The 21,207-nt window shown below is 56.5% G+C and carries 24 protein-coding genes and 1 tRNA gene; 18 read left to right on the top strand and 7 right to left on the bottom strand.

The annotated features are described in order from the left end of the window. Positions 1 to 3 precede the first annotated feature (3 nt). Positions 4 to 438, top strand: coding sequence for a F0F1 ATP synthase subunit epsilon (locus HMPREF1992_RS04940; protein WP_021684770.1), 435 nt, complete (start codon positions 4 to 6; stop codon positions 436 to 438). A 112-nt stretch (positions 439 to 550) separates the two neighbouring features. Next, positions 551 to 1,585 (top strand): AI-2E family transporter, encoded by a 1,035-nt coding sequence (locus HMPREF1992_RS04935; RefSeq protein ID WP_021684769.1) that lies wholly within the window; start codon positions 551 to 553, stop codon positions 1,583 to 1,585. 54 nt (positions 1,586 to 1,639) lie between these two features. Here the strand turns inward: HMPREF1992_RS04935 and HMPREF1992_RS04930 are convergent, their stop codons facing one another. After that, entirely contained in the window at positions 1,640 to 2,080 is a 441-nt protein-coding gene (locus tag HMPREF1992_RS04930) for a DNA starvation/stationary phase protection protein (protein ID WP_037358624.1), read from the bottom strand. A 227-nt stretch (positions 2,081 to 2,307) separates the two neighbouring features. Here HMPREF1992_RS04930 and HMPREF1992_RS04925 point away from each other — a divergent pair, with 227 nt between their 5' ends. After that, a complete protein-coding gene (locus HMPREF1992_RS04925) occupies positions 2,308 to 3,597 on the top strand; it encodes an O-acetylhomoserine aminocarboxypropyltransferase/cysteine synthase family protein (protein ID WP_021684766.1) in 1,290 nt (429 codons plus the stop codon). 59 nt (positions 3,598 to 3,656) lie between these two features. Continuing rightward, a tRNA-Ser gene (locus tag HMPREF1992_RS04920) sits at positions 3,657 to 3,745 on the top strand. 397 nt (positions 3,746 to 4,142) lie between these two features. Here the strand turns inward: HMPREF1992_RS04920 and HMPREF1992_RS04915 are convergent. The 6 genes from HMPREF1992_RS04915 to HMPREF1992_RS04890 all read right to left on the bottom strand — a co-directional run bounded on the left by HMPREF1992_RS04915 (position 4,143) and on the right by HMPREF1992_RS04890 (position 8,729). Next, positions 4,143 to 4,418 carry a hypothetical protein gene (locus HMPREF1992_RS04915; protein WP_231366956.1) on the bottom strand — a complete coding sequence of 92 codons (276 nt, stop codon included), beginning with the start codon at positions 4,416 to 4,418 and terminating at the stop codon, positions 4,143 to 4,145. A 54-nt stretch (positions 4,419 to 4,472) separates the two neighbouring features. Next, the gene (locus HMPREF1992_RS04910) at positions 4,473 to 4,736 is read right to left on the bottom strand and encodes a Txe/YoeB family addiction module toxin (protein WP_021684762.1); all 264 of its coding nucleotides are present in this window, start codon (positions 4,734 to 4,736) and stop codon (positions 4,473 to 4,475) included. After that, on the bottom strand, positions 4,729 to 4,959 hold the full coding sequence (locus tag HMPREF1992_RS04905; protein ID WP_021684761.1) for a hypothetical protein: 231 nt from the start codon (positions 4,957 to 4,959) through the stop codon (positions 4,729 to 4,731). Before HMPREF1992_RS04905 ends, HMPREF1992_RS04910 begins: the two co-directional genes overlap by 8 nt. Positions 4,960 to 5,276: 317 nt before the next feature. Then, positions 5,277 to 6,362: a 3-phosphoserine/phosphohydroxythreonine transaminase gene (gene serC / locus HMPREF1992_RS04900; protein WP_021684759.1), complete on the bottom strand. Its 1,086-nt coding sequence runs from the start codon at positions 6,360 to 6,362 to the stop codon at positions 5,277 to 5,279. Between the two features lie 126 nt (positions 6,363 to 6,488). Continuing rightward, positions 6,489 to 7,808 carry a hemolysin family protein gene (locus HMPREF1992_RS04895; protein ID WP_021684758.1) on the bottom strand — a complete coding sequence of 440 codons (1,320 nt, stop codon included), beginning with the start codon at positions 7,806 to 7,808 and terminating at the stop codon, positions 6,489 to 6,491. 66 nt (positions 7,809 to 7,874) lie between these two features. Then, positions 7,875 to 8,729 (bottom strand): ChbG/HpnK family deacetylase, encoded by an 855-nt coding sequence (locus HMPREF1992_RS04890; RefSeq protein ID WP_021684757.1) that lies wholly within the window; start codon positions 8,727 to 8,729, stop codon positions 7,875 to 7,877. Between the two features lie 160 nt (positions 8,730 to 8,889). Here HMPREF1992_RS04890 and HMPREF1992_RS04885 point away from each other — a divergent pair, with 160 nt between their 5' ends. The 14 genes from HMPREF1992_RS04885 to HMPREF1992_RS04820 form a co-directional block, all read left to right on the top strand. Further along, a complete protein-coding gene (locus tag HMPREF1992_RS04885; RefSeq protein ID WP_021684755.1) occupies positions 8,890 to 9,678 on the top strand; it encodes a molybdopterin-binding protein in 789 nt (262 codons plus the stop codon). Continuing rightward, complete coding sequence (locus tag HMPREF1992_RS04880) at positions 9,679 to 11,049, top strand: GDSL-type esterase/lipase family protein (protein WP_021684754.1); 1,371 nt, start codon at positions 9,679 to 9,681, stop codon at positions 11,047 to 11,049. 12 nt (positions 11,050 to 11,061) lie between these two features. Next, positions 11,062 to 11,748, top strand: coding sequence for a hypothetical protein (locus HMPREF1992_RS04875; RefSeq protein ID WP_021684753.1), 687 nt, complete (start codon positions 11,062 to 11,064; stop codon positions 11,746 to 11,748). A 24-nt stretch (positions 11,749 to 11,772) separates the two neighbouring features. After that, on the top strand, positions 11,773 to 12,189 hold the full coding sequence (locus HMPREF1992_RS04870) for a bacteriohemerythrin (protein WP_021684752.1): 417 nt from the start codon (positions 11,773 to 11,775) through the stop codon (positions 12,187 to 12,189). Between the two features lie 83 nt (positions 12,190 to 12,272). Next, positions 12,273 to 12,674, top strand: coding sequence for a bacteriohemerythrin (locus HMPREF1992_RS04865; protein WP_021684751.1), 402 nt, complete (start codon positions 12,273 to 12,275; stop codon positions 12,672 to 12,674). A gap of 383 nt (positions 12,675 to 13,057) precedes the next feature. Further along, on the top strand, positions 13,058 to 13,393 hold the full coding sequence (locus HMPREF1992_RS04860) for a hypothetical protein (RefSeq protein ID WP_021684749.1): 336 nt from the start codon (positions 13,058 to 13,060) through the stop codon (positions 13,391 to 13,393). Between the two features lie 231 nt (positions 13,394 to 13,624). Then, the gene (locus HMPREF1992_RS04855; RefSeq protein WP_021684747.1) at positions 13,625 to 13,918 is read left to right on the top strand and encodes a hypothetical protein; all 294 of its coding nucleotides are present in this window, start codon (positions 13,625 to 13,627) and stop codon (positions 13,916 to 13,918) included. 214 nt (positions 13,919 to 14,132) lie between these two features. Beyond that, positions 14,133 to 15,410 (top strand): SLC13 family permease, encoded by a 1,278-nt coding sequence (locus tag HMPREF1992_RS04850; protein ID WP_021684746.1) that lies wholly within the window; start codon positions 14,133 to 14,135, stop codon positions 15,408 to 15,410. 114 nt (positions 15,411 to 15,524) lie between these two features. Continuing rightward, positions 15,525 to 16,103 (top strand): nucleoside triphosphate pyrophosphatase, encoded by a 579-nt coding sequence (locus HMPREF1992_RS04845; protein WP_021684745.1) that lies wholly within the window; start codon positions 15,525 to 15,527, stop codon positions 16,101 to 16,103. Then, positions 16,090 to 16,767: a DNA repair protein RadC gene (gene radC / locus HMPREF1992_RS04840; RefSeq protein ID WP_021684744.1), complete on the top strand. Its 678-nt coding sequence runs from the start codon at positions 16,090 to 16,092 to the stop codon at positions 16,765 to 16,767. Before HMPREF1992_RS04845 ends, radC begins: the two co-directional genes overlap by 14 nt. 129 nt (positions 16,768 to 16,896) lie before the next feature. Then, positions 16,897 to 17,277: a universal stress protein gene (locus HMPREF1992_RS04835; RefSeq protein WP_021684743.1), complete on the top strand. Its 381-nt coding sequence runs from the start codon at positions 16,897 to 16,899 to the stop codon at positions 17,275 to 17,277. A gap of 15 nt (positions 17,278 to 17,292) precedes the next feature. Next, positions 17,293 to 18,300, top strand: a complete 1,008-nt coding sequence (locus HMPREF1992_RS04830; RefSeq protein WP_021684742.1) for a deoxyguanosinetriphosphate triphosphohydrolase — start codon at positions 17,293 to 17,295, stop codon at positions 18,298 to 18,300. 12 nt (positions 18,301 to 18,312) lie between these two features. After that, a complete protein-coding gene (dnaG, locus tag HMPREF1992_RS04825; RefSeq protein ID WP_021684741.1) occupies positions 18,313 to 20,094 on the top strand; it encodes a DNA primase in 1,782 nt (593 codons plus the stop codon). Between the two features lie 98 nt (positions 20,095 to 20,192). Continuing rightward, a partial coding sequence (locus tag HMPREF1992_RS04820) for a sigma-70 family RNA polymerase sigma factor (RefSeq protein WP_021684740.1) occupies positions 20,193 to 21,207 on the top strand: 1,015 nt, incomplete at its 3' end.

The following is a 21,207-nucleotide window of genomic DNA, read 5'->3' as shown; positions in this document are numbered from 1 at the left end:
CGGATGGCGACCATCAAGCTGGAGATCGTATCTCCCGACCGCGTGGTCTACGCCGCCGATATCGACATGCTCATCGCCCGCTCTACGGGCGGCGAGATCGGCATCCTGCCGAAGCACATGCCCCTCGTTACGGGACTTCAGCCGCATGCCATGAAGATTCATGTCGACGGCGGGGAGCAGCTCTTTGCTGTTGCCGGCGGCTTTATGGAGGTCACGCCCGATAAGATTACCGTCCTTGCGACGGCCGCAGAGGAACCGATCGAGATCGATGTCCTCCGCGCACAGCGCGCGTATGAGCGTGCGCAGGAGCGTCTCCAGCGTCTGCGTGAGGCGCCTGAGAAAGAGGGCTCCGACATTGACGAAGCACGTGCCACACTTGCCCTCAAACGTGCGATTGCACGTCTGCAGACGGCAAAGGCACAGATTCCTGGAGCGTGAATTATGATCGCAAAGCGTCTCGGCTGCGTTGCAGCTGGGGCGCTTTTTCTATGGACGCTGCGCTCCTTATATGATATCATGACGCCATACAGCCAATAGAAAGGAGGCGTACATGAACCTCTCAAATTACCGCACGTCCATCATCCTCGGGGTGACCTTCACCTTGCTGCTCTCGACATTTTGGTTCTTTCCGGATCTCGCATTCATCATCTTTCTATCGCTGCTCCTGCAGCTCCTCCTGGAACCTGCTGTCGATTTCCTCGAGCGGCGCAGGATCCCGCGCACACTGGCTGCTGCCCTTGCCATCCTCGCATTTATCCTCGTTCTTTTCGCGATGGTGAGCATCATTTCGCGCTCCGTTGTACCGTCGTTTCAGCGCTTTGTCGTGGAGCTGCCGAACATCGGTGCAAGCATGGAGCGGCTGCCTCTTTTCGCGGATGTTGACTTTGTTCAGGAGGAACTGGCAAACATCCTCGATCGCGTGCGCAGCCTTGGTGCAGAGATTCTGGGTGCCTCGCTCTCCTTCCTTTTCGCTGCATTTGGGAAGGTCATGGACTTCGTCATCATCATCTTCGTATCGTTTTATCTCCTCAAGGACGGAGAACAGATCAAGCTGTGGCTCGCGGGGCTCTTTCCGCACGCTGCGCGCGTGCGTGTGATCGGGCTCTTTAATACACTGCTGAAGGCTCTGCGCGTCTACATCTGCAGTCAGCTTGTTATGTGCTTTATCACGGGGGTGGTCGTATTCGCCTACTTCAAACTGATGGGACTGCCGTATGCCTCCGTCTTTGCACTGCTCTCGGGGGTCAGTGAGTTCATCCCCGTGCTTGGGCCCACCGCAGCCTCGGCGCTCGGCATCATTATGACTGCCTCTGCTGCGCGTGAACTCACCGTGCAGACAGCGCTCTTCTACGTTGCGCTCACGCAGGTGAATCACAACGTCGTCTATCCTGCGCTCGTCGGAAAATCGCTCCACCTCCATCCCGTCGCCGTCATCCTCGGCGTCGTCTTTGGCGGCGAACTGCTCGGTGCGGCCGGGATGTTCCTCGCCGTTCCATTCATCGTTATTGTAAAGATTGTTATCACCGATATCTATCGTGATCAAAAGGAGCAGCAGGCCGGAGAGCACTGTGCTTTGCCCAAATAGCACAAAAAACCGCCGTGCATCGCACGGCGGTTTATATCTATATGGGGGAATGGATTAAGCGAGCATCGAGCGGAGGAACCAGATCTGCTTTGCGTAGTTCTCGATGTGATCCTCCATGAGGTTGGCGATGCCGAAGACATCGTCCTTGTCCGCGAGAGCACGGATCGATGCCGCCTGATCGCGGAGGAGTTCGAGGTCGGCGAGCGTCAGCTCGAGTGCCTTCTTCTGATCGACCTTCTCATCGGCGAGCTCCTTGATCGTCGCGATCGCGAGGTAGCCCTTCAGACTTGCAACGGGCTGCTCGCCGCAGATCTTGAGAATCTCGGCACTCTCGTCGAGCACATCCGCGAATGCGTCGTAGAGCGACTCGAGGTACTCGTGTACCGCTTTGAACTGCGAGCCAACCACGTTCCAGTGGAGGTTGTGCAGCTTGATGTAGCCGACACCGATGTTGGCGATGTATCCGTTGAGTGCGTTTGTAATTTCCTTGTTCATGGTAATTCCCCTTTCACCTTGTTGTTCTTCTGCAGATGCCGTGGCATCTGTTTTGTATCTCATTACGTGTGTCATTATAGCACAGAGCGAACTACTTGTCAATAACTATTATTAAATAGTTTTGCGATTTGATTTCGATATAAAATTTCGCTTGACAAAAACTATGTTTTATATATAATTCATACCAATAAAATATGGTTTCGGGGATGTAGAAAAGAGGTATATCCATGAGCGAAAAAAAATATCATTTTGAGACCCTGCAGGTGCGTGTCGGGCAGGAGGAGGCGGATCCGGTGACGGATGCGCGTGCGGTGCCGATCTATCAGACGACCTCGTACGTGTTCCACAGCGCTCAGCACGCCGCGGATCGTTTCGCACTCAAGGATCCAGGCTATATCTACGGACGGCTCATGAACCCGACGCAGGATGTGTTTGAAAAGCGCATCGCAGCGCTCGAAGGTGGTGCCGCAGCACTTGCCTTTGCCTCGGGGGCGGCCGCGATCACGGCAACGTTCCAAGGGCTTGCCCATGCGGGCGATCACATCGTCGCGCAGCAGACCATCTATGGCGGCTCGTACAACCTCCTCGCGCATACGGTGAAGGAGTGGGGCATCGACGTGACCTTCGTCGATCCAAAGGCAGGTGCACAGGGATTCGCGGACGCGATCCGGCCAAATACGAAGTGCGTATTCATCGAAACCGTTGGCAACCCGAACGCCGATCTCATTGATATCGAGGCGGTCGCTGCGGCAGCGCACGCGCAGGGCGTACCCGTCGTCATCGACAACACCTTTGCGACGCCGTACCTCCTGCGTCCGATCGAGCACGGCGCGGACATCATCGTCCACTCGGCGACGAAGTTCCTCGGCGGACACGGTGCGAGCCTCGGCGGCGTCATCGTCGACGGCGGTACGTTCGACTGGAAGGCATCGGGACGTTTCCCGCACCTCACCGACCCGAATCCAAGCTATCACGGCGTGAGCTTTGTCGATGCGCTCGGCCCCGTCGCATTTGTTGTCTATATTCGTGCACTCATTCTGCGCGATACGGGCGCGGCAATCGCACCACAGAGCGCGTTCTACTTCATTCACGGGCTTGAGACCCTGTCCCTGCGCGTCGAGCGTCATGTCGAGAACGCGCTGAAGATCGTGGACTTCCTCGCAAAGCATCCGAAGGTCGCGAAGGTCAACCATCCCTCGCTGCCCAACCACCCTGATCATGAAATCTACGAGCGCTACTTCCCGCACGGCGGTATCTCCATCTTTACCTTTGATATCAAGGGGGGGCGTGAGGCGGCATTCCGCTTTATCGACAAGCTGACCCTCTTCTCCCTCCTCGCAAACGTCGCGGACGTGAAGTCCCTCGTCATCCATCCAGCGACCACGACGCATTCTCAGATGAATGAGGCAGAGCTTGCCGCCTCCGGCATCGGCGAGGGGACAGTGCGCCTGTCCATCGGCATCGAACATGTCGATGATCTGATTGCTGATCTTGAGGAGGCACTCGCGGCGGTGTGAAAAAATCCTTGCCAATGCACGCCTCCTGTGCTATAATGCGTCATGTCGCGCAAGCGCATGGAGAGGTGTCCGAGTGGTCGAAGGTGCTTGACTCGAAATCAAGTGTGGTGATGAGCCACCGTGGGTTCGAATCCCACCCTCTCTGCCATTGAAAAATAAGGCTTCGTGGAGATTTCCACGAAGCCTTTTCTGTCTCTATTTTTGGGTGAAAAACACGATTTTGGGCACACGAGATTTTGAACATGGATTTTTGGGTAAGAGAAATAGGTGATTATGACATAAAAAACGAGGATGCCGTGCAGCATCCTCGCATTCATTTGAGCATCACTTTTGAGGTTTTAGTGGGAGATGTATAATCTCCTCCTCAGCGGACGAAATAGCTAGCTTTGTCCCTTGTCCTGTGTCATTTTTGCAGAATATCCATGTCTATGGGGCTATCCATACCATGTTATTTGCATGGACAGGGCGGACAAGGGGACAATGACTAAGCGGACGGTGCATCACTTTTTGAAGAAGTATACGAGAAAAGTGATGCAGACTTCTCCTTAGAGGAGCGCCAGATACTTCGGTTGATAGGCCTTGGCAATCTTCAGCGCATCCATTGCAGCTTCGGCGGTGATGCCTAGGCTTGAAATGAGGTTCTTGATGCTTTTTATACGTTCTGTTTCTGCACCGCGAATTTCACCACGAACCTCGCCGCGAACTTCGCCAATAGCAATACCGTCGTTGTAGATTTCTTCCATTACCTTGCACATAGCTGCAACCCCCTTTTCGTCTTCTTTGAAAAAGCGTACGCGTTCGGCGAGCACGTCGCTGTACATATCATTCGGATCACTGCAAAGGAAGTCGCGCATGAGCTGTCCGAGCGAGGGTATTCAATTCTCGTAATGCCCTTTGCAGGCTTTGACGATGATCGTGTTTTCTGTGACTGTGTAGACAAGGCGATTTTGCTCGTCAATACGGCGGCTGTAATCGCCTCCAAGGTGCTTTAGAAGTTCCGGTTTTCCAATTCCACCTAGCGCACCATCACGGTCGATGCTTTGCAGGAGTTGGTTGATTTTCTTCAGGGTTCGCTTGTCCTGTGTCTGCCAGTAGAGATATTGGGAAAAGGCGGTTTCGGTAAAGGTGATCTTACTCATGCTCCATTGTCTCAAGCTCGGCAAAGGTTTTTGTAACAGTGCGTCCGTCACGCAGGTCGCTGTCACTCTGCTTTAACATGGAGAGGTATTCATTTTGTTCCTTTTGATGCAGTCCTGCAATGAGTTCGTTGATACAATCCGTGACGGTAATATTTCGTACTTTGATATAGTTTTCAAGGATGCGGGCATTCGTGTCATTGAGTTGGACGGCAAGTGTCGTCATAATGGTTTAGCTCCTCTCTATGTATAAGCTGTTGTATCAATATGGAATGTTCATTGTCAAGGAATCGCTGATAAAATGAAGTCCGTCAGATTGGCGTAAATTTTTCGTCCGAACAAGGAGGCAAACCGGACGCATAGCCAAAGCTATGTGGAGGATTTGCCGACACAGTGCGGGCAAAAAAGATGCGTCAAGATGGCGGCGCTGAATTTATCAGTGCTTCCTCAAATATAGTTTATCGTCAAAATAGCACTTTGGCAAGTGATTCCAAACGCAAAAAAACGCGGCGTGTCTGCCGCGCTTTTTGTGTGGGATTGAAATCAGTGCTTCTTGCGGAACTCCTCCATAAACGCCGCGAGTTTTTCTACGCCTGCGAGCGGCATGGCGTTGTAGATGGAGGCGCGCATGCCGCCGACGCTGCGGTGTCCCTTGATGCCGGCAAGACCCTGTTCTTTTGCGCGAGCGACAAAGTCTGCCTCGAGGGCTTCGCTCGGCAGACGGAAGGTGACGTTCATGCGCGAGCGGCTGCCAGGCTCTGCATGTCCGCGATAGAAGCCATCGGAGCTGTCGATGGCTTCGTAGAGGAGGGCCGATTTCTTCGCATTCGCCTCGCCCATGGCGGCAAGTCCGCCGTGCTCCTTGATCCAGCGGACGGTTTTGCCGACCATGTAGATGGCGAAAACGGGCGGGGTGTTGTAGAGGGAGTCGTTCTTCTGAAAGGTACTGTAGCGCAGCATGGTTGGGAGCTCTGCGGGGCTCGATGCGAGGAGATCCTTTTTTGCGACATTCAGAACAACGCCTGCGGGACCGAGGTTCTTCTGTACGCCCGCATAGATGAAGTCATAGGAGGAAAAGTCCCACGGACGCGAGAGGATGTCGGAGGACATATCGGCAAAGAGGGGGACGCCGTTCGTCTCGGGCGTGTAATGGTACTCTGTGCCGTAGATGGTGTTGTTGAGGCAGAGGTGGAGGTAGGCGGCGCCGGGGGCGATGCTGAGTTCGTCCTGGCGCGGGACGCGGACATAGTTTCCTTCCTTCGTCGAGGCGGCGACGGTGCCGACGCCGAGTTTGACGGCCTCCTCGTATGCCTTTTCGGAGAAGCTGCCCGAGAGCATATAGCTGCCGGGGTGGGACTCTGTGGCAAAGTTGAGCGGGATGAGGGCAAAGGTCTGGCTTGCACCGCCGGCGGTGAAGACGACGTCGTAGTCATCGCCGAGACCCATGAGTTCCTTGATGTCCGCCTTGGCCTGTTGGTGTACCTCGTCGTATGCGGGGGCGCGGTGACTGATCTCGAGGATGGACATGCCTGTGCCGTTAAAGTTCAGGAGCTCAGCCTGTACCTCTCTCAGAACGTCCTCGGGCAGGACGGCGGGGCCGGGGTTGAAGTTGTAGATGCGTTCGTTCATGGTGTTTCTCCCTCTGTATTTTATGATTCCTATTGGACGCCCCTTCCGTCACGCTGTCGCGTGCCGCCTCCCCCCGTTGCGACGGGGGAGGCTCAGGGGAACGGAAACGAGATGGGGTATGTCCTATTAGCTCTCTCCATCCACATGCTCCGTCCGCCTCATTCGGATCTGCGCGACGCGTGCGCGATCCATGCGCAGAACTTCAAAGGTGTAGTCGTCCCATGTGCAGGTCTCGCCGACCTTCGGGATGCGGCCGATCTGGGCGGTGACGAAGCCGCCGAGGGTGTGGAAGTGGTCGTGATCTTCGTCAGGCAGCTCGTCGATGTCGAACTCCTCTTTGAATTCGTCGATGGGAAAGAGTCCGTCAAAGACCCAGCCCTCCGTTTCTTCCGCGCCTGTGCGCGTGCCGGTGGGGGCGTCGCCGTTCGCACTGCCAATGATCTCCTCCATAATGTCGTCCATTGTGATGAATCCAACGACGCCGCCGTACTCATCGAGGACAACTGCTTCGTGGATTGCACCCGTGCGGAACTTCTCCAGAACACGCAGTCCCTCCATGGTGCGCGGGACGAAGAGCGGCTTTCGGATGTAGTTCTCAAGATTGATTTCCGTGCCGTCCAGCGCCGCATCAAGAAGCTCCTTCGCGTAGACGACACCACGGAAATCATCGAGATTCTCATAGGCGACCGGGAAAACATCGTGGGGAGATCTGCGGATGACGCGCAGCTGCTCACGTTTTGGCTCTGCGAGATCAATCCATGCAATCTGTGTGCGCGGTGTCATGAGAGCGGAGGCGGTCTGGTCGCTCATGTGAAAGATGCGGTCGACCATATCTTGCTCCGCTTTTTCAAAGGTACCGTCCTCCGTACCCTGCTCCATGAGATCTTTGACAGCATCCTCTGTTGCCGAGGCGCGGCTTTCGGGATTGACACCGACGAGGAGCAGGAGACCGCGTGAGACAGAGACGAGTGCTGTGCTCGGCAGCGCCGTGAGGCGTGTGAGCAGGCGTACCGTACGGTGACTGCGCATGAGAATGCTTTCGGGATCCTGCAGAGCGATCTGCTTTGGCAGGAAGTCGCCAAAGAGAAGCGTCAGCGCCGTCATGAGGAGGAGACTGAGTACAAGGGCGGCAGCAAAGACCTCCATGCCGGGGAGGAGTTTTGCAAGAAATTTGCCGAAGGTTGGGGCGACGAGGAGGCCGATGCCAAGCCCCATGAGGAGACTTGTGCAGGTGATGCCTGCCTGTGCCATGGCGAGCGGCGGGGAGGCGTGTTCGAGCAGGACAAGTGCCTGTGCGGCGTCCTTATCGCCGTCATCCGCGAGCCTCTCGAGGCGCCCGCGATGCGATGCGGTGAGCGCGGTCTCGACCTGTGCAAAGTAGGCATTTGCTGCGAGGCAGATGATGAGCAGGACAAGCGCGATGAGATCGGATAGGGAACTGTCCAAGGGTGTATGCAGCTCCTTTCAATAGCATAGATATGGATTGTATTGTAGCACAGACGCGATGAAATGTCATGAGTGCCTTTGCATGAGCGTGCGAAAATTCACGATCTCCGCGCCGCTCGCTGTAAGAGTATCGCGCACGACAGGGGCACAGACGGCGGTGAGCTCCGCCTCGAAATCGTGGTTCCAGAGGCAGTCTCGGATGAGCACGGCGTTGTCCGTACCGGGATGGAGCATGACCTCCGTCGTGCCGCCTTTGAGGTTTGCTGTAATTTGTGTCAGTGCCTCTGTATCGACCGCCTCGCCTGCGACGATGCCGGCGAAGTGGTCGGGCGTGCGGATGCCGCGCTGCCGTGCTTTTTCTGCCGCGCGGCGGGCGAGTATGGAAAGTCCTGCGCGTCCGATGAGCTGCCCAATGCCGCCGAAATTCCCTGCAAAGAGCGGTGCACACGGTGCGCGCATGGCGAAGATATGTGCTGCAGCGCAAAGGTCGAGCACAATATCTATGACGCCGGGGAGGACATGCATATGCTGATGGCTGTCTGCGTGCGTCGGATGGATCCCTGCCGTTTCGACGCGCCGCAGCTGCGCCGTGAGTTCCGCGCGAACCTCCGCAAGGTTTACTCTGCCGCGCAGGAGACGCACGGCGAATGCGGTGTGGTCATCGACGAACACGCCTGCCTCCGTTACGAGGGACGGAATCTCTGCAGGCGGAAGAATGGGATTGCCGTTGACGAGTGTCAGGTGGATCCCGACACCGAGCGCAGGCGTGCGCAGGGCGAGCGCTGCGGCATCATCGAACGCCGCACCGCCTGGCATGATGGTCGCCGAGCGCAGGACACCGTCCGCAACGCCCTTTTCTACCGCTGCATTGATCAGCGTGTGCCGACCGAAATCGTCGGCATTCAGAATGATTTGCTTCAAGATATTTTCCTCTGTGTTTTCAGTATCGAGTGCTATGATGGCACATTATAGCAATATTTTCGACAAAAAATATGAAATTACCTTTTCTATATGGGACTTTTATAGTAAAATAACCTAGACTAACTATGATTGCTTGTACATCCTCTGCAAAGGAGATTCTATGGTCGTTGAAATCATCAGCGTGGGCACGGAGCTGCTCATGGGCAGCATCCTTAACACGAATGCGCAGCACATTGCGAAAAAGCTTGCACATATGGGACTCGATGCGTACTATCAGACGGTTGTTGGAGATAACCCGGAGCGCCTGCGCGCTGCGCTCGATATTGCATATACGCGCGCGGATTGTGTCATCACGACAGGAGGGCTGGGTCCGACGAAGGATGACCTGACGAAGGAGATGCTCATCTCGTATTTTGACTGCACGCCTGTGGAGGACCCAGAGGCGCTGCGTCGTCTTGAAACGCGTGCAGCAAAGCGGGGTGTCCCGCTCTCTGAGAGCATGCGCAAGCAGGCGACGGTGCCCGCGGGGGCGATCGTTCTGCAGAATGAAAACGGTACGGCACCCGGCGTCATCATCGAGCACGGCGGCCGTGCGTGCATCATGCTCCCAGGGCCGCCGAAGGAAATGAAGCCGATGTTTGAGACGGCCTGTGACGTATTCCTGCGCGGCAAGAGCGACAAGGTCTTTGTCTCGATGAATGTCAAGCTCTATACGATGGCAGAAAAGGGACTCCCGGTCGGCGAGTCCCCTGTGGCCGATCGCCTTGGCACACTCGTTGATGGACAGAATCCCACCGTCGCAACCTACGCGAAGGAGGACGGTGTGCTCGTGCGCGTTACGGCGGCGGCACCCTCAACGGAGGAGGCGCGGGAGCTGCTCGCGCCGATTCTCGCGGCGACGCGGGAGGCGATTGGAGACGACTATATCAGATATGTGGAAGAGGACTAGATGCAGATGGGGATGGTCGGGCGGAGCGTGGGGGCGCTCCTTATCGCATTTATCATGCATGGCGTCACTGCTGTTGGAGCAACGGACCGAGATACACCGCGGCACAGCGTGCAGATCACCGGGCGTGCGGAGCGTGCCATGCAGGAGATAACCGCTCAAGTGGAGCGAGAGAACCCGCGTAAGGAGCCTCAGGCTTTCTCCGTTATGCTGCATTGGCAGCCATATCCTGGAGCCGTCCGATATGCCGTGCAGGCGATGGCGGGTACACCAGGCACTGCGATGACGGTGCGTGAGACGGCGAGCTACATCTATACGACAGGATTTCATCTGCCGCTGCCCGGAGCGGACGACGCATCGTACCTTTACTGGAGCATGCAGCCGCTGGGCTATGACGGAACGCCGCTGGCGGGGTGGTCGGAGCCGCGCCCTGTGCGTGATGAGGCGTCGAACCCGCAGGCGCCAATCCTTACCGCGGAGTACGGGGCGATGTCCTATGCGCCGCTTTATCCTGTCTACTCATGGATTCCGCTGAGGGGGCAGAAACATCACAAGGTCGAGGTCTATCGCCGCGAGGGAGCGCGTGAGCGCCTCCTGCATATCCTGGACGCCGGAGAGTATGATGTCTATGATGATACACCGTTTACTGTGCCGGGGACATATGTCTACCGTGTGCGCGGTGTGACGGCGACGGGCATACCGATCTCGGACTGGTCGGCCGACGGGACATTTACTGTTGCGCCGAGCACGCCGATCGCTGCACTTGGGGACAGCATCACGCATGGCGGCGGAGCGATTACACTGCCGCCTTCATATCAGCTTTATGACTGGGAAAGCTACTGTACGGTGCCAGTCAAAAACCTGGGTCACAGCGGCGATACGACAGGGGATCTGGTGGCACGCTTCGAACGTGATGTACTGCCCTTTTCCCCGCGCGTTCTCATCATCATGGGCGGGGTCAACGACTACCGCGTCGGCATTTATGGTGCGGAGACGGTGCGCAACCTTGCGGCATTGCGTGACAAATGCAGAGAGCATGGGATCACGCCGATCTTTCTGACGGCGACGCCCATCCGCCCTGCGTTGATGACATCGCGCATGACGATCCAAACGCCGCCGTCCGACTGGTGGGCGCACCGTGACTACATCAACAACTGGGTCATGCAGCAGGAGTTCAGCATCGATGTCTCCACTGTCCTCTCGGACGCTGACGGGCAGCTTGAGGCGGAGTATACGACGGACGGGCTGCACCCCGATCTTATAGGCAAGAAATACATCGGACAGACTGTTGACGCCTATCTGCGCACACATTTCGTCTATGCTGCGGGTGAGGCGCAGCGCCGCGCGCATGCGCTGAAACAAAACAATCGCTAAGGAGGGGTTCCTATGATACGCAGTCTGCGTCCCGTCGTCGTCGTACTTCTCATCGCGGCGCTGATCGGCGGCACGTATACGGGCTACTGCTACCGACGCGACCGCACGCCCGAAGCTGCGCTCATGCACATTGCACACGCTGTCTCGACGGAGGATCGGGAGCTCTTTGACACGTATGTCGATGAGGATGCTGTGCTTACCACGATGCACGCAGATGCGGCCGCCCTCCTCGCGGACAATATCGCCGTACTCCATGAGCGCCACCCGCACGACTGGTTCTTCCGTCACGACACTGTATTCATGCAGAACTATATGATGCAGCATCGCGCAGAATACATCAGCATGGCACGTATGGTGCTGGACTTTTACTTCGACGCGCAGCGCATGCCCGTGACGAAGGAGGACGGAAACGCACGCTGGGGCTCGGATGAGATGCGCGCCTTTGCTGCACATTATACCGCCAGCATGGATCCCGCCGTGATCGAGGATGGCCGTGCCTACGTCACCTGCAGCGTGCGCGGCGATCAGAGTGACTATGGACAGCTCATGCCTGAGGCGTCCGTCACCATGGAACTTTTACAGCAGACAGATGGACGCTGGAAGCTCGTGCGCATCTTCACCGATACTGCACGCACGAATGGATTCTATGCATTTGTCGATGCTGCGGAGCGATATTGGGTCTTGCAGGGATGGGACTAAACGAACATAAAAGGAGAGCAGAGTATGAAGTACGAACTGACGAAAGAGTATTTGACGGGGATTGAGTCAATTGATACGGAGCATGGCAAGCTCTTTGACCTTGCGAACGAATGCTACGAACTTGTCATGAATGACACTTCGGATGATCGCTTTGATCAAATCGTGGCGCTCCTTGAGGAGCTGCGGGCGTATGCGGCGACTCATTTCGCGCACGAGGAAGAGTACATGGAACGTATCCAGTATGAGCGGCGCTTCAGCGAGCGCTATCAGCATCTGCGCTTCATTCAGAAACTCAGTGAAATCAACCTTGACGAAATTGATGAGAATCAGCAGGAATATCTCCTCGGCATCCTTGATTTTCTCACACGGTGGCTCTTCGGACATATCAAGGTCATGGACTGCCGTATTCCGAAGGAAGAGGATGCAGCTGCAGCAAACTAGGGCGGCCCAGCTCGTCGGCGCAGCATGAGAATGCCAGAAGCGATTCGGAGCAATGGGGATAGGGAAAGAGAGAGGGATGCATCATGAAGTATGAGTTTACGGATGATTATCTGACGGGAATTCCGTCCGTTGACGCGCAGCACAGCAAGCTCTTTGACCTGACAAATGAGTGCTATGAACTTGTGATGGAGAGTGCGGCGGATGACAAATATGACAAGATCGTTGAGATTTTGGAGGAACTCGCCGAATATGCCGGTACTCATTTTGCGCATGAGGAGGCGTATGGCGAGAGCGTGGGCGACCCGCACCGATTCAGTCACCGCGCCCTGCATCTGCGCTTTATGAAGAAGATCGGCGAGATCGATCTCGAGAAGGTGGATGAGAACCAGCAAGAGTATCTGCTGAACATCCTCGACTTCCTTGCACGCTGGCTCTATGATCACATCAAGGGGCGGGACTGCAAGCTCCCGCACCGGGGCGAGTAGATATCGCCGTATACGCGTGCAACAAAAACAGCCCGCAATGAGCAGATGCGGGCTGTTTTTGCTGTGTATTATATTTTAGGAGAGCTCTGGAAACTGTATCTCTTCCTCGAGATACTGTCTCAAACGAAAGCTTGTAGATAATATAACACACAAGAGAATGAAATTCAATAGCGAAATGTAAAAACATACCCATATAAATTCTGTATCATAGAGATAAAAGAAGATTATTTTTGAATAAAAAGAGTAAAAATAGGAAAAAAGGACTATGTTCAAGGGGGAACTTTTTTTCTATAATAAATAAGGGACAAGGGAAATGTCTCAATATAGGCTGTGTGAAGCTGCGCACAGTCAAAAAATACTCATAAGGAAATGAGGTGGCTGTGATGGCAGTCATATCACTCGCAGCGGTGCTGGACGATCCTGCAAAACGGATCCCGATCAATGCGATGGTGCGTGCGGCGGCCGTATATCCCGCGAAGGACGATGTCCTCATCGAGGGAATGCGTGCGCAGCGGCTTTCGTACCGTGAGCAGATTCGTCAGCTGCATCGTATGGACAGTGAGGCGTATGAGGTCGATATTCAGGCGCTTGCACGTTCGCTGCGCTCGTTGGAGGAGGATATCCACAGCGACGCGACGCGTGAGTTGTTTGGGGATCCATACGTGGTCGAGCTGCAGGGCATCCGTCCTGCAACCGATGCCGAAGCGGCGTCGGCGTAGTCCTTCTCTCAGGAGGGGATATATCTGAAAAACTTCATAGGTTGCTACGCAAAAAACGCACGAGAGTGATCGGTCGAATACGGTATCGATTCTCGTGCGTTTTTTGTGTCTGCGCTCGCTGTCTGCGATCGATTTACGAAAGCTGTGCTGAGGCAGTGGATTAGTGTTTGACCAATGTACAAGAATTCTTTATAATAATGTGGAAAGCAGAGAAGAAAGGTCGCGATTATCATGAGTGAAGTCAAGGCAGACGATGTTGTACGCACGATGAGCGAACGCTGTGTGCAGACCCTGCGTGCTGAGCTTGAAGCGGAGCTGCAGGAAGCATGGCTCCAGGGAAAAGAGGCGGGCAAGGCGGAGGGCGTCAGCGAGGGGGAGTTCCGCGGGCGCAAGCAGGGCGTCATTCGCGTAGCGATGAACCTCCTGCGTATGGGCACAGAACCCGCTGTGGTCGCAAAGGCTGCGGAGCTGCCCGAGCCGATTATCCGCAAGCTCGCGCAGGACAATGGTATCGTACTGGCATAAGGTGCGATTGAGACGAACAGCGCAGCTTTGACAGCCTAAAACGAAGAAGCAGGACATGAATTTGTATGTCCTGCTTCTTCGTTTTCCTATAGGAAGATTGTACGCTGAAAAATACTTGTCACTCCTTTCGGCTATGTGATAGAATGAACAAAGTTGCGCGCGGTGACGGCGCTGTGTGTCGCCGCGCAAATCAAAGCTAAAAGGAGGCGCTTAAATGGAAACACTAGCCGCGATAATTTTTGTCCTGATGTATATGGTGATTGTCTCGGAGAAGATTCACCGCACCGTTGCCGCGATGATCGGCGCGGTGCTCATGATGCTGCTCGGCATCCTCTCACAGGAGGTCGCATTGCACCATGTGGACTTTGAGACGCTCGGGCTGCTCGTCGGCATGATGGTGCTCGTCGGTGTGACGAAGGAGACGGGCCTGTTCGACTATGTTGCGATCAGGGCAGCGAAGTCTGCAAAGGCAGAGCCGCGCCGCATCCTTGTCTATCTCTGCGTGATTACGGCGGTCTTTTCTGCCTTCCTTGACAACGTGACGACTGTGCTCCTCATGGTGCCCGTGACGTTCAGCATTACGAACATCTTGAAGCTCGACCCGATGCCCTATCTACTGACGCAGATCATTGCGTCGAACATCGGCGGTACGGCAACGCTCATCGGCGATCCGCCGAACATCATGATCGGCAGTGCGGTCAAGGAACTGACCTTCGTCATGTTCATTGAGCATCTCGCACCGATCGCGATCATCTGTATGGTGATTGTCATGTTCATCATGTCTGCGATCTACCGCAAGGATCTCGTCACAACGCCGGAACTGCAGGCAGAGCTGATGCAGATGGACGAGAAGAATGCGATCACGGATCATCGCCTCCTCAAGCGTGCGCTGTTCGTGCTCGGACTGACGATCCTCGGATTTTTCACACATTCCTTTACCCATATTGAGTCATCGCTGATCGCACTCACGGGCGGCTTCCTCCTGCTCCTCCTTGCGGGCGGCAGCGAACATCTCGTAGAAAAGGCGATGCACGCGGTCGAGTGGCCGACGATCTTCTTCTTTATCGGACTCTTTATCGCTGTCGGCGGGTTAATCGAAGTGGGCATCATCGCTCAGCTTGCTGAGACGGCAGTGGAGGCGACAGGCGGCGACCTTACGGCAACGGCGCTCCTTATCCTCTGGATGAGTGCGATCGTCTCGTCCTTCCTGGATAACATCCCCTTCGTCGCGACGATGATCCCCCTCATTCAGAACATGGGCGCAATGGGCATTGAGAACCTCGAGCCGCTCTGGTGGGCACTCGCTCTGGGGGCGTGCCTCGGCGGGAACGGAACCCTTGTCGGCGCATCCGCAAATCTTATCGTGGCAGGACTGGCGGCGGAGCGCGGTGTGCATATCAGCTTCATTCGTTATCTCAAGATCGGCTTCCCACTGATGATCTTAACGATTGTCCTTTCGACGGTCTATGTGTATCTGCGCTATTTGATATAAAATCCTTGCAGGAAAAAGTCTGCACGGAGGCGAATCAATTCTACAGAAATGTGTGAGAGACACCGGCACAGTTTCGGTGTCTCTTTTTGACTCTATAGGAGAGGCGGAAAGACTATGTTCATACTGGCGTCGGCGTCGCCGCGGCGGCGCGCACTCCTGCGGCAGATCGGAGCAAAATTCGTATCCATCACTCCCTCTGTCGATGAGGTGACAGACGGCGAGCGCCCGCGCGATGCGGTGATTCACAATGCGCTCATCAAGGCACGCAAGGTGTCGGAGCAGTACCCCGACCACGCTGTGCTCGGCGCAGACACCGTCGTTGTTCTGAATGGGACGGCGTTTGGAAAACCACGGGACTCTGCAGATGCCCGCCGCATGCTCTCCCTCATCGAGGGGCGGCAGCATACGGTGCTCACGGGGATCGCATGGGTCGTGGATGGACGCGAATATACGGATGCGGCAGAGACAACCGTGCGCTTTGCACCGATGACAGCGGAGGAGATCGCCGCCTATGTTGGCATAGGCGAGGCGATGGGGAAGGCGGGGGCCTATGCCATCCAGGGGCGTGCGGCGATCTACATCGAGGAGCTGCACGGCTCGTTCTCGAATGTCGTCGGTCTGCCGCTCCATGCGGTAGCGACGCTCGCACGGACAGCGGGCGTCGTCATGGAGGATGAGGATGCATCTGCGTGATCTTCCCGCGGGGGAACTTCCACGTGAGCGCCTGATCATGCACGGCGCTGCGGCCCTGAGCGATGCGGAGCTGCTTGCCATCCTCCTGCGCACAGGGCGTACGGGGGAGAATGTGCTCGAAGTTGCGCGCGGCATCGTCGCGCGTTTTCGGGAGGTTGGGCTCTCTGAGATCCTCGCAATGCCGCCCGCTGAGTTCGCACGCATTCCGGGCATTGGCATGGCAAAGGCTGCGACGGTGCTTGCTGCGCTCGAACTCGGGCGGCGTGCACAGAACACGGCAAAGATACGCCCACGGATTCGCGAGGCACAGGATGTGGCACAGCTGCTGCGCCCGCGCCTTTCTGCAGAGAAACGAGAGCACTTTCTCGTCCTGCCGCTCTCAGCGAAGAACGAAGTGCTCATGGTTGCAGATGTGTCTGTCGGTACGCTCACGAATACGCTTGTGCATCCGCGTGAGGTGTTCGAGCCGGCCATTCGCTGTGGGGCGGCGCATGTCATCCTTGTGCACAATCATCCGAGCAGTGATCCGGCGCCGAGCACTGAGGATCACCGTCTCACACGCGTCCTCAAGGAGGCAGGAGCACTCCTCGGCATCCCCGTGACGGATCATGTGATTCTGGGGGGAGATGCGTTCTTCAGCTTTTCAGAAGAGGGCCTTCTGTAGGGATATATCCAAGCGTTCCCTGCTCCCATACTTTTTTTTCAGAGAGAGAGGAATTCGCCCCCCAATCATCGAAATATACTGATACCTTAGGAAACGATTCTTATTAAAACGTGATTAGGAGGGATTGTCATGAGCAAGATTAAAAAGATCCTTGTTCCGGTCGATGGGTCCGTCAGCGGATGCAAGGCGGTTGATGAGGCGATCTTCTTCGCAGAGAAATGCGACGCAGAGCTCGACTTCGTCTACGTTGCGGGCAACATCAACAAGGACATTCCGAGTCACATTGTATTTGATCGAATCTGGGAGAAACTTCCGGGTGAACGCAAGGCACGCAAACATGTCAAGAGCGGTCACGTTGCAAAGAGCATTCTTGAGGTCGCGGACGAGGAGGGCAGCGACATCATCATTATGGGCAGCCGCGGACTCGGACTTCTCAAGGGGGTACTCATCGGGAGCGTCAGCCAGAAGGTAATCGAGGAGGCAAAGATCCCTGTCATGGTGATCAAATAGGCGGGAGGTGCGGCTATGACCGTCCGAGAGCGTTTGGAGGAGCAGGAGGACGAGTTCCTCTCGCCGCTGGCCGCGCGCAGCAAGGATGCAAAGCGCAGTCGTCCGATGGAGGAGTGCCCCTTTCGCACCAAATTTCAGCGCGACCGCGACCGCATCCTGCACTCAAAATCGTTTCGACGTCTCAAGCACAAGACGCAGGTCTACATTGTGGCGGGCGATCACTATCGCACGCGCATGACGCACAGCCTCGAGGTCTCTCAGATCTCGCGTACGATTGCACGCGGTCTGCGCCTCAACGAGGATCTCACGGAGGCCATCGCCCTCGGGCACGATGTCGGCCATACGCCGTTTGGGCATGCAGGCGAGACGGTGATGGAGGAGATCACGGGGCATTTTGCGCACAACGAGCAGAGCCTTCGCATGGTCGAGATCCTCGAGCGCGGAGGGCGCGGACTGAATCTCACGGGAGAGGTGCGCGACGGCATCCTCAACCACACGGGAAAGGGGCTGCCGACCACATTTGAGGGGCGGATCGTCCGCATTGCCGATCGGATTGCCTACCTCTGCCACGACTACGATGACAGCATCCGTGCAGGACTGCTCTCACCGGAGGATGTCCCCGCCGAGGTTCGGGAGTCCTTCGGAACGGATACTTCTGCGATGATTACGAGTATGGTGTCCGACATGATTGTCACCTCGGAGGAGCGCGGCGATGCGGCGCTCTCGGATGAGGTGCTGCATGTGATGGACACCTTCCGCGCCTTTATGTTCGAGCACATCTATCACTCCAAGACACTCGCGCACGAGCGTGCACAGGCGGGGTTTGTCCTGCGTGCGCTCATGGATCACTTCACCGTATATTTCGACACGCTCCCCCGTGAGTTCATTGCGCGGGCGGAGAAATGGGGACGGGAGCAGTGTGTGGTAGACTATGTGGCGGGGCTGACCGACAGCTACGCGGTCTCGCTCTTCCGCGAGATCTATATCCCGCCCGTAGATCAGATGAAAATTAAGCCAATATAAAAGGAGACACCTATGCGTGACCCGAGGATGGAGGCCTTTGTGCAGCAGGTGCGCGCGCAGACCGACATCCTTGCTGTCGTGCAGGGCTACGTTCCGCTGAAGCGCAAGGGCAACCGCTACTGGGGCTGTTGCCCCTTTCATAACGAAAAAACAGCGTCGTTCTCCGTTGTGCCGGCGGACGGCTTCTTCTACTGCTTCGGCTGTCATGCGGGCGGCGATGTGTTCAAGTTCATCTCGCTCATGGAGCATATCACGCCGTTCGAGGCGATTGTGCGCCAGGCAGAGCAGCTCGGCATCGAAAAGCCGGAGCAGAAACGCGATCCGCGTGAGGAGGCACGCCTGCGTGAGCTGGACGATCTGAGGAAGGTCAACGCGCTCGCGCGTGACTTCTTTCACAGCTGCCTGACCGTAACGCGGTACGGCGCGGAGGGGAGACGCTACCTTGCCGGGCGGGGCATCACGGATGCGGCGATTGAGCGCTATGGCATTGGATTCGCGCCGGACGCATGGGCGAAGCTCTCCGATGCATTCAAAAAGCGCGGCATCTCGGAACATCTCCTCGTGAGGGCAGGGCTCGCCGTTAAGCGCGAGCGCAGCGATGGCGTCTATGACCGCTTTCGCAACCGCGTCATCATCCCCATTGCGGATGAGCGGGGGCGTGTCGTCGCCTTTGGCGGGCGCGCGCTCGGCGATGTCCAGCCAAAGTACCTCAATACGGCGGAGACGCCCGTATTCAATAAGCGCAAGCTCCTCTTTGGGCTCGATCGTGCACACCGTGCAATTGCGAGCGAGGGCTGTGCGATCGTTGTCGAGGGCTATATGGATGCGATTGCCGCATGGGAGGCGGGGGTGACGAACGTTGTTGCGACGCTCGGCACCTCGTTCACCAGCGATCATGCAGCCATCCTCCTCCGCCGTGCACCGCGCATTGTCTTTTGCTATGACAGCGATGCCGCAGGGCAGGAGGCGACACTGCGTGCTCTCGCAGCCGTGCGCGGCCGTGCAGCAGAGGTGCGTGTGCTCCTCCTGCCGGACGGCAAGGATCCCGATGAGTATGTCCGTACGCACGGCGCAGAATCGTTCCGTGCCCTCGTCGATACAGCCGTCCCTGCTCCCCTCTTTCGTCTGCAGCACGTACGCGCACATATGGAGGACAGCGTCGATGGACAGCGTGCGGCACTCACCGAGATGCTGCCCGTGCTCGCGGAGCTTGATGCAGTGACTCGCACCGCCTATGTGCGGCGGGTGGCCGCAGAGCTCTTCCTCGATGAGGGGGTCGTCGCCGATGCCCTGCGCAGCTTCCTGCGGAGCGGCACAAGCGAGAGTTCCTCTGTGCCAACGGTGCGGCGCGCGCCCGTGCGCCAGGCAGACGATGCTCTGCGGCGTGCGGGCCGCGAACTCGTTGCGGCAGCATGGCGTGATCCATCCCTTCTCACTGAAATTTTATCTTCCCTTTCCTTGGACAATTTCCCGAATGAGGGCATCGGTGAAATCCTGCGCTCGATGGAGCAGCACCATGCGGCAGGAGGCTCGTTCGATGCGGACTTCATCGCCGCCCAGCCTACGGCGGCGAGCACCGAGCTTGCGCGGGCACTTGCGGAGGAGGGGGGGGCAGACACGTCCTATCGAGAGGCTCTGGGGGTTCTTCGCCGTGCTCATCTGACGAGCGAACTGGCGCGCCATACGCGTCGCGCCGAGGAGATGATGCAAGAAGGAAAAGAGGCATACATTGACGAATTAAACGAGGTGAAGAGAATTCAGGACGAGATTGCTCGTATGAATTCGCATCTATAGTTTAACAATCTGCTTTAGAAGATGTGCATGTGAAACGATATACTAAATAATAGGATTTATTAAATAGTATTTTATCCAAACTGAAAGGAGGGGGCGCAATGCAGACGGCAGCAGCACGAATCGAGTGCAAAGAGACGGACGGAACAGATTGTTTGGAGATATTGCTGAAAAAGGGCAAGGCGAACGGCGGCACACTGACCTATAGTGAGCTTCTCGAAGCTTTTGACCGTTGGGATATGACCCCCGACATGATGGATGAGCTATACAAGTGCTTCAGCGATGAGAATGTAGAGATTATTGACGATACCCATGTCGATGAGGAGTTGGGCGATGAGGGGCTCGATCCCACTGATGAAATCGATAAGGAGGATGCCGAGGCAGATGTCGAGATCGATATCACCGTCCCCGAGGGGGTTGCGCTCGATGATCCTGTCCGCATGTATCTCAAGGAAATCGGCCGTGTTCCCCTGCTGACGGCAGAGGAGGAGGTCGAGCTCGCGCGCCGCATGGAGGCGGGCGATGAGGAGGCGCGTCATCGGCTTGAGGAGGCGAACCTGCGCCTCGTCGTGAGCATTGCAAAGCGCTATGTAGGACGCGGCATGCTCTTCCTCGATCTCATCCAGGAGGGGAACCTCGGACTCTTAAAGGCAGTCGAAAAATTCGACTACAGCAAGGGGTATAAATTCAGCACGTATGCAACGTGGTGGATCCGGCAGGCGATTACGCGTGCGATTGCCGATCAGGCACGTACGATCCGTATCCCCGTGCACATGGTCGAGACAATCAACAAGCTCGTGCGTATTTCCCGTCAACTCCTTCAGGAACTCGGCCGTGATCCGCGCCCTGAGGAGATCGCGAGAGAGATGGGGATCAGCGTCGCGCGTGTGCACGAGATCATGAAGATCGCACAGGAACCCGTATCGCTCGAAACGCCGATTGGCGAGGAGGAGGACTCCCACCTCGGCGACTTCATCGAGGACGAGGCGGCGCCGGCACCGGCAGAGGCCGCATCCTTTATGCTCCTGCGCGAGCAGCTCGAGGAGGTCTTGGAGACGCTGACCGACCGTGAGAAGAACGTGCTGCGTCTGCGCTTTGGACTCGAGGATGGGCGTT

The organism is Selenomonas sp. oral taxon 892 str. F0426 (assembly GCF_000468035.1).
Lineage (GTDB): Bacteria > Bacillota > Negativicutes > Selenomonadales > Selenomonadaceae > Centipeda.
Note: the sequence above shows the minus strand (reverse complement) of the source record. Positions and strands in the feature narration are given on the sequence as shown.

Bases quoted from the DNA above. Each gene is read 5' to 3' on its own strand.
- HMPREF1992_RS04905 (WP_021684761.1), bottom strand. From the start codon at position 4,959: ATGACGACACTTGCCGTCCAACTCAATGACACGAATGCCCGCATCCTT.
- dnaG (WP_021684741.1), top strand. From the start codon at position 18,313: ATGCGTGACCCGAGGATGGAGGCCTTTGTGCAGCAGGTGCGCGCGCAG.
- HMPREF1992_RS04930 (WP_037358624.1), bottom strand. From the start codon at position 2,080: ATGAACAAGGAAATTACAAACGCACTCAACGGATACATCGCCAACATC.
- HMPREF1992_RS04925 (WP_021684766.1), top strand. From the start codon at position 2,308: ATGAGCGAAAAAAAATATCATTTTGAGACCCTGCAGGTGCGTGTCGGG.
- HMPREF1992_RS04935 (WP_021684769.1), top strand. From the start codon at position 551: ATGAACCTCTCAAATTACCGCACGTCCATCATCCTCGGGGTGACCTTC.
- HMPREF1992_RS04830 (WP_021684742.1), top strand. From the start codon at position 17,293: ATGACCGTCCGAGAGCGTTTGGAGGAGCAGGAGGACGAGTTCCTCTCG.
- HMPREF1992_RS04865 (WP_021684751.1), top strand. From the start codon at position 12,273: ATGAAGTATGAGTTTACGGATGATTATCTGACGGGAATTCCGTCCGTT.
- HMPREF1992_RS04915 (WP_231366956.1), bottom strand. From the start codon at position 4,418: ATGTACAGCGACGTGCTCGCCGAACGCGTACGCTTTTTCAAAGAAGAC.
- HMPREF1992_RS04875 (WP_021684753.1), top strand. From the start codon at position 11,062: ATGATACGCAGTCTGCGTCCCGTCGTCGTCGTACTTCTCATCGCGGCG.
- HMPREF1992_RS04835 (WP_021684743.1), top strand. From the start codon at position 16,897: ATGAGCAAGATTAAAAAGATCCTTGTTCCGGTCGATGGGTCCGTCAGC.
- serC (WP_021684759.1), bottom strand. From the start codon at position 6,362: ATGAACGAACGCATCTACAACTTCAACCCCGGCCCCGCCGTCCTGCCC.
- HMPREF1992_RS04885 (WP_021684755.1), top strand. From the start codon at position 8,890: ATGGTCGTTGAAATCATCAGCGTGGGCACGGAGCTGCTCATGGGCAGC.
- HMPREF1992_RS04940 (WP_021684770.1), top strand. From the start codon at position 4: ATGGCGACCATCAAGCTGGAGATCGTATCTCCCGACCGCGTGGTCTAC.
- HMPREF1992_RS04870 (WP_021684752.1), top strand. From the start codon at position 11,773: ATGAAGTACGAACTGACGAAAGAGTATTTGACGGGGATTGAGTCAATT.
- radC (WP_021684744.1), top strand. From the start codon at position 16,090: ATGCATCTGCGTGATCTTCCCGCGGGGGAACTTCCACGTGAGCGCCTG.
- HMPREF1992_RS04910 (WP_021684762.1), bottom strand. From the start codon at position 4,736: ATGAGTAAGATCACCTTTACCGAAACCGCCTTTTCCCAATATCTCTAC.
- HMPREF1992_RS04855 (WP_021684747.1), top strand. From the start codon at position 13,625: ATGAGTGAAGTCAAGGCAGACGATGTTGTACGCACGATGAGCGAACGC.
- HMPREF1992_RS04860 (WP_021684749.1), top strand. From the start codon at position 13,058: ATGGCAGTCATATCACTCGCAGCGGTGCTGGACGATCCTGCAAAACGG.
- HMPREF1992_RS04850 (WP_021684746.1), top strand. From the start codon at position 14,133: ATGGAAACACTAGCCGCGATAATTTTTGTCCTGATGTATATGGTGATT.
- HMPREF1992_RS04845 (WP_021684745.1), top strand. From the start codon at position 15,525: ATGTTCATACTGGCGTCGGCGTCGCCGCGGCGGCGCGCACTCCTGCGG.
- HMPREF1992_RS04880 (WP_021684754.1), top strand. From the start codon at position 9,679: ATGCAGATGGGGATGGTCGGGCGGAGCGTGGGGGCGCTCCTTATCGCA.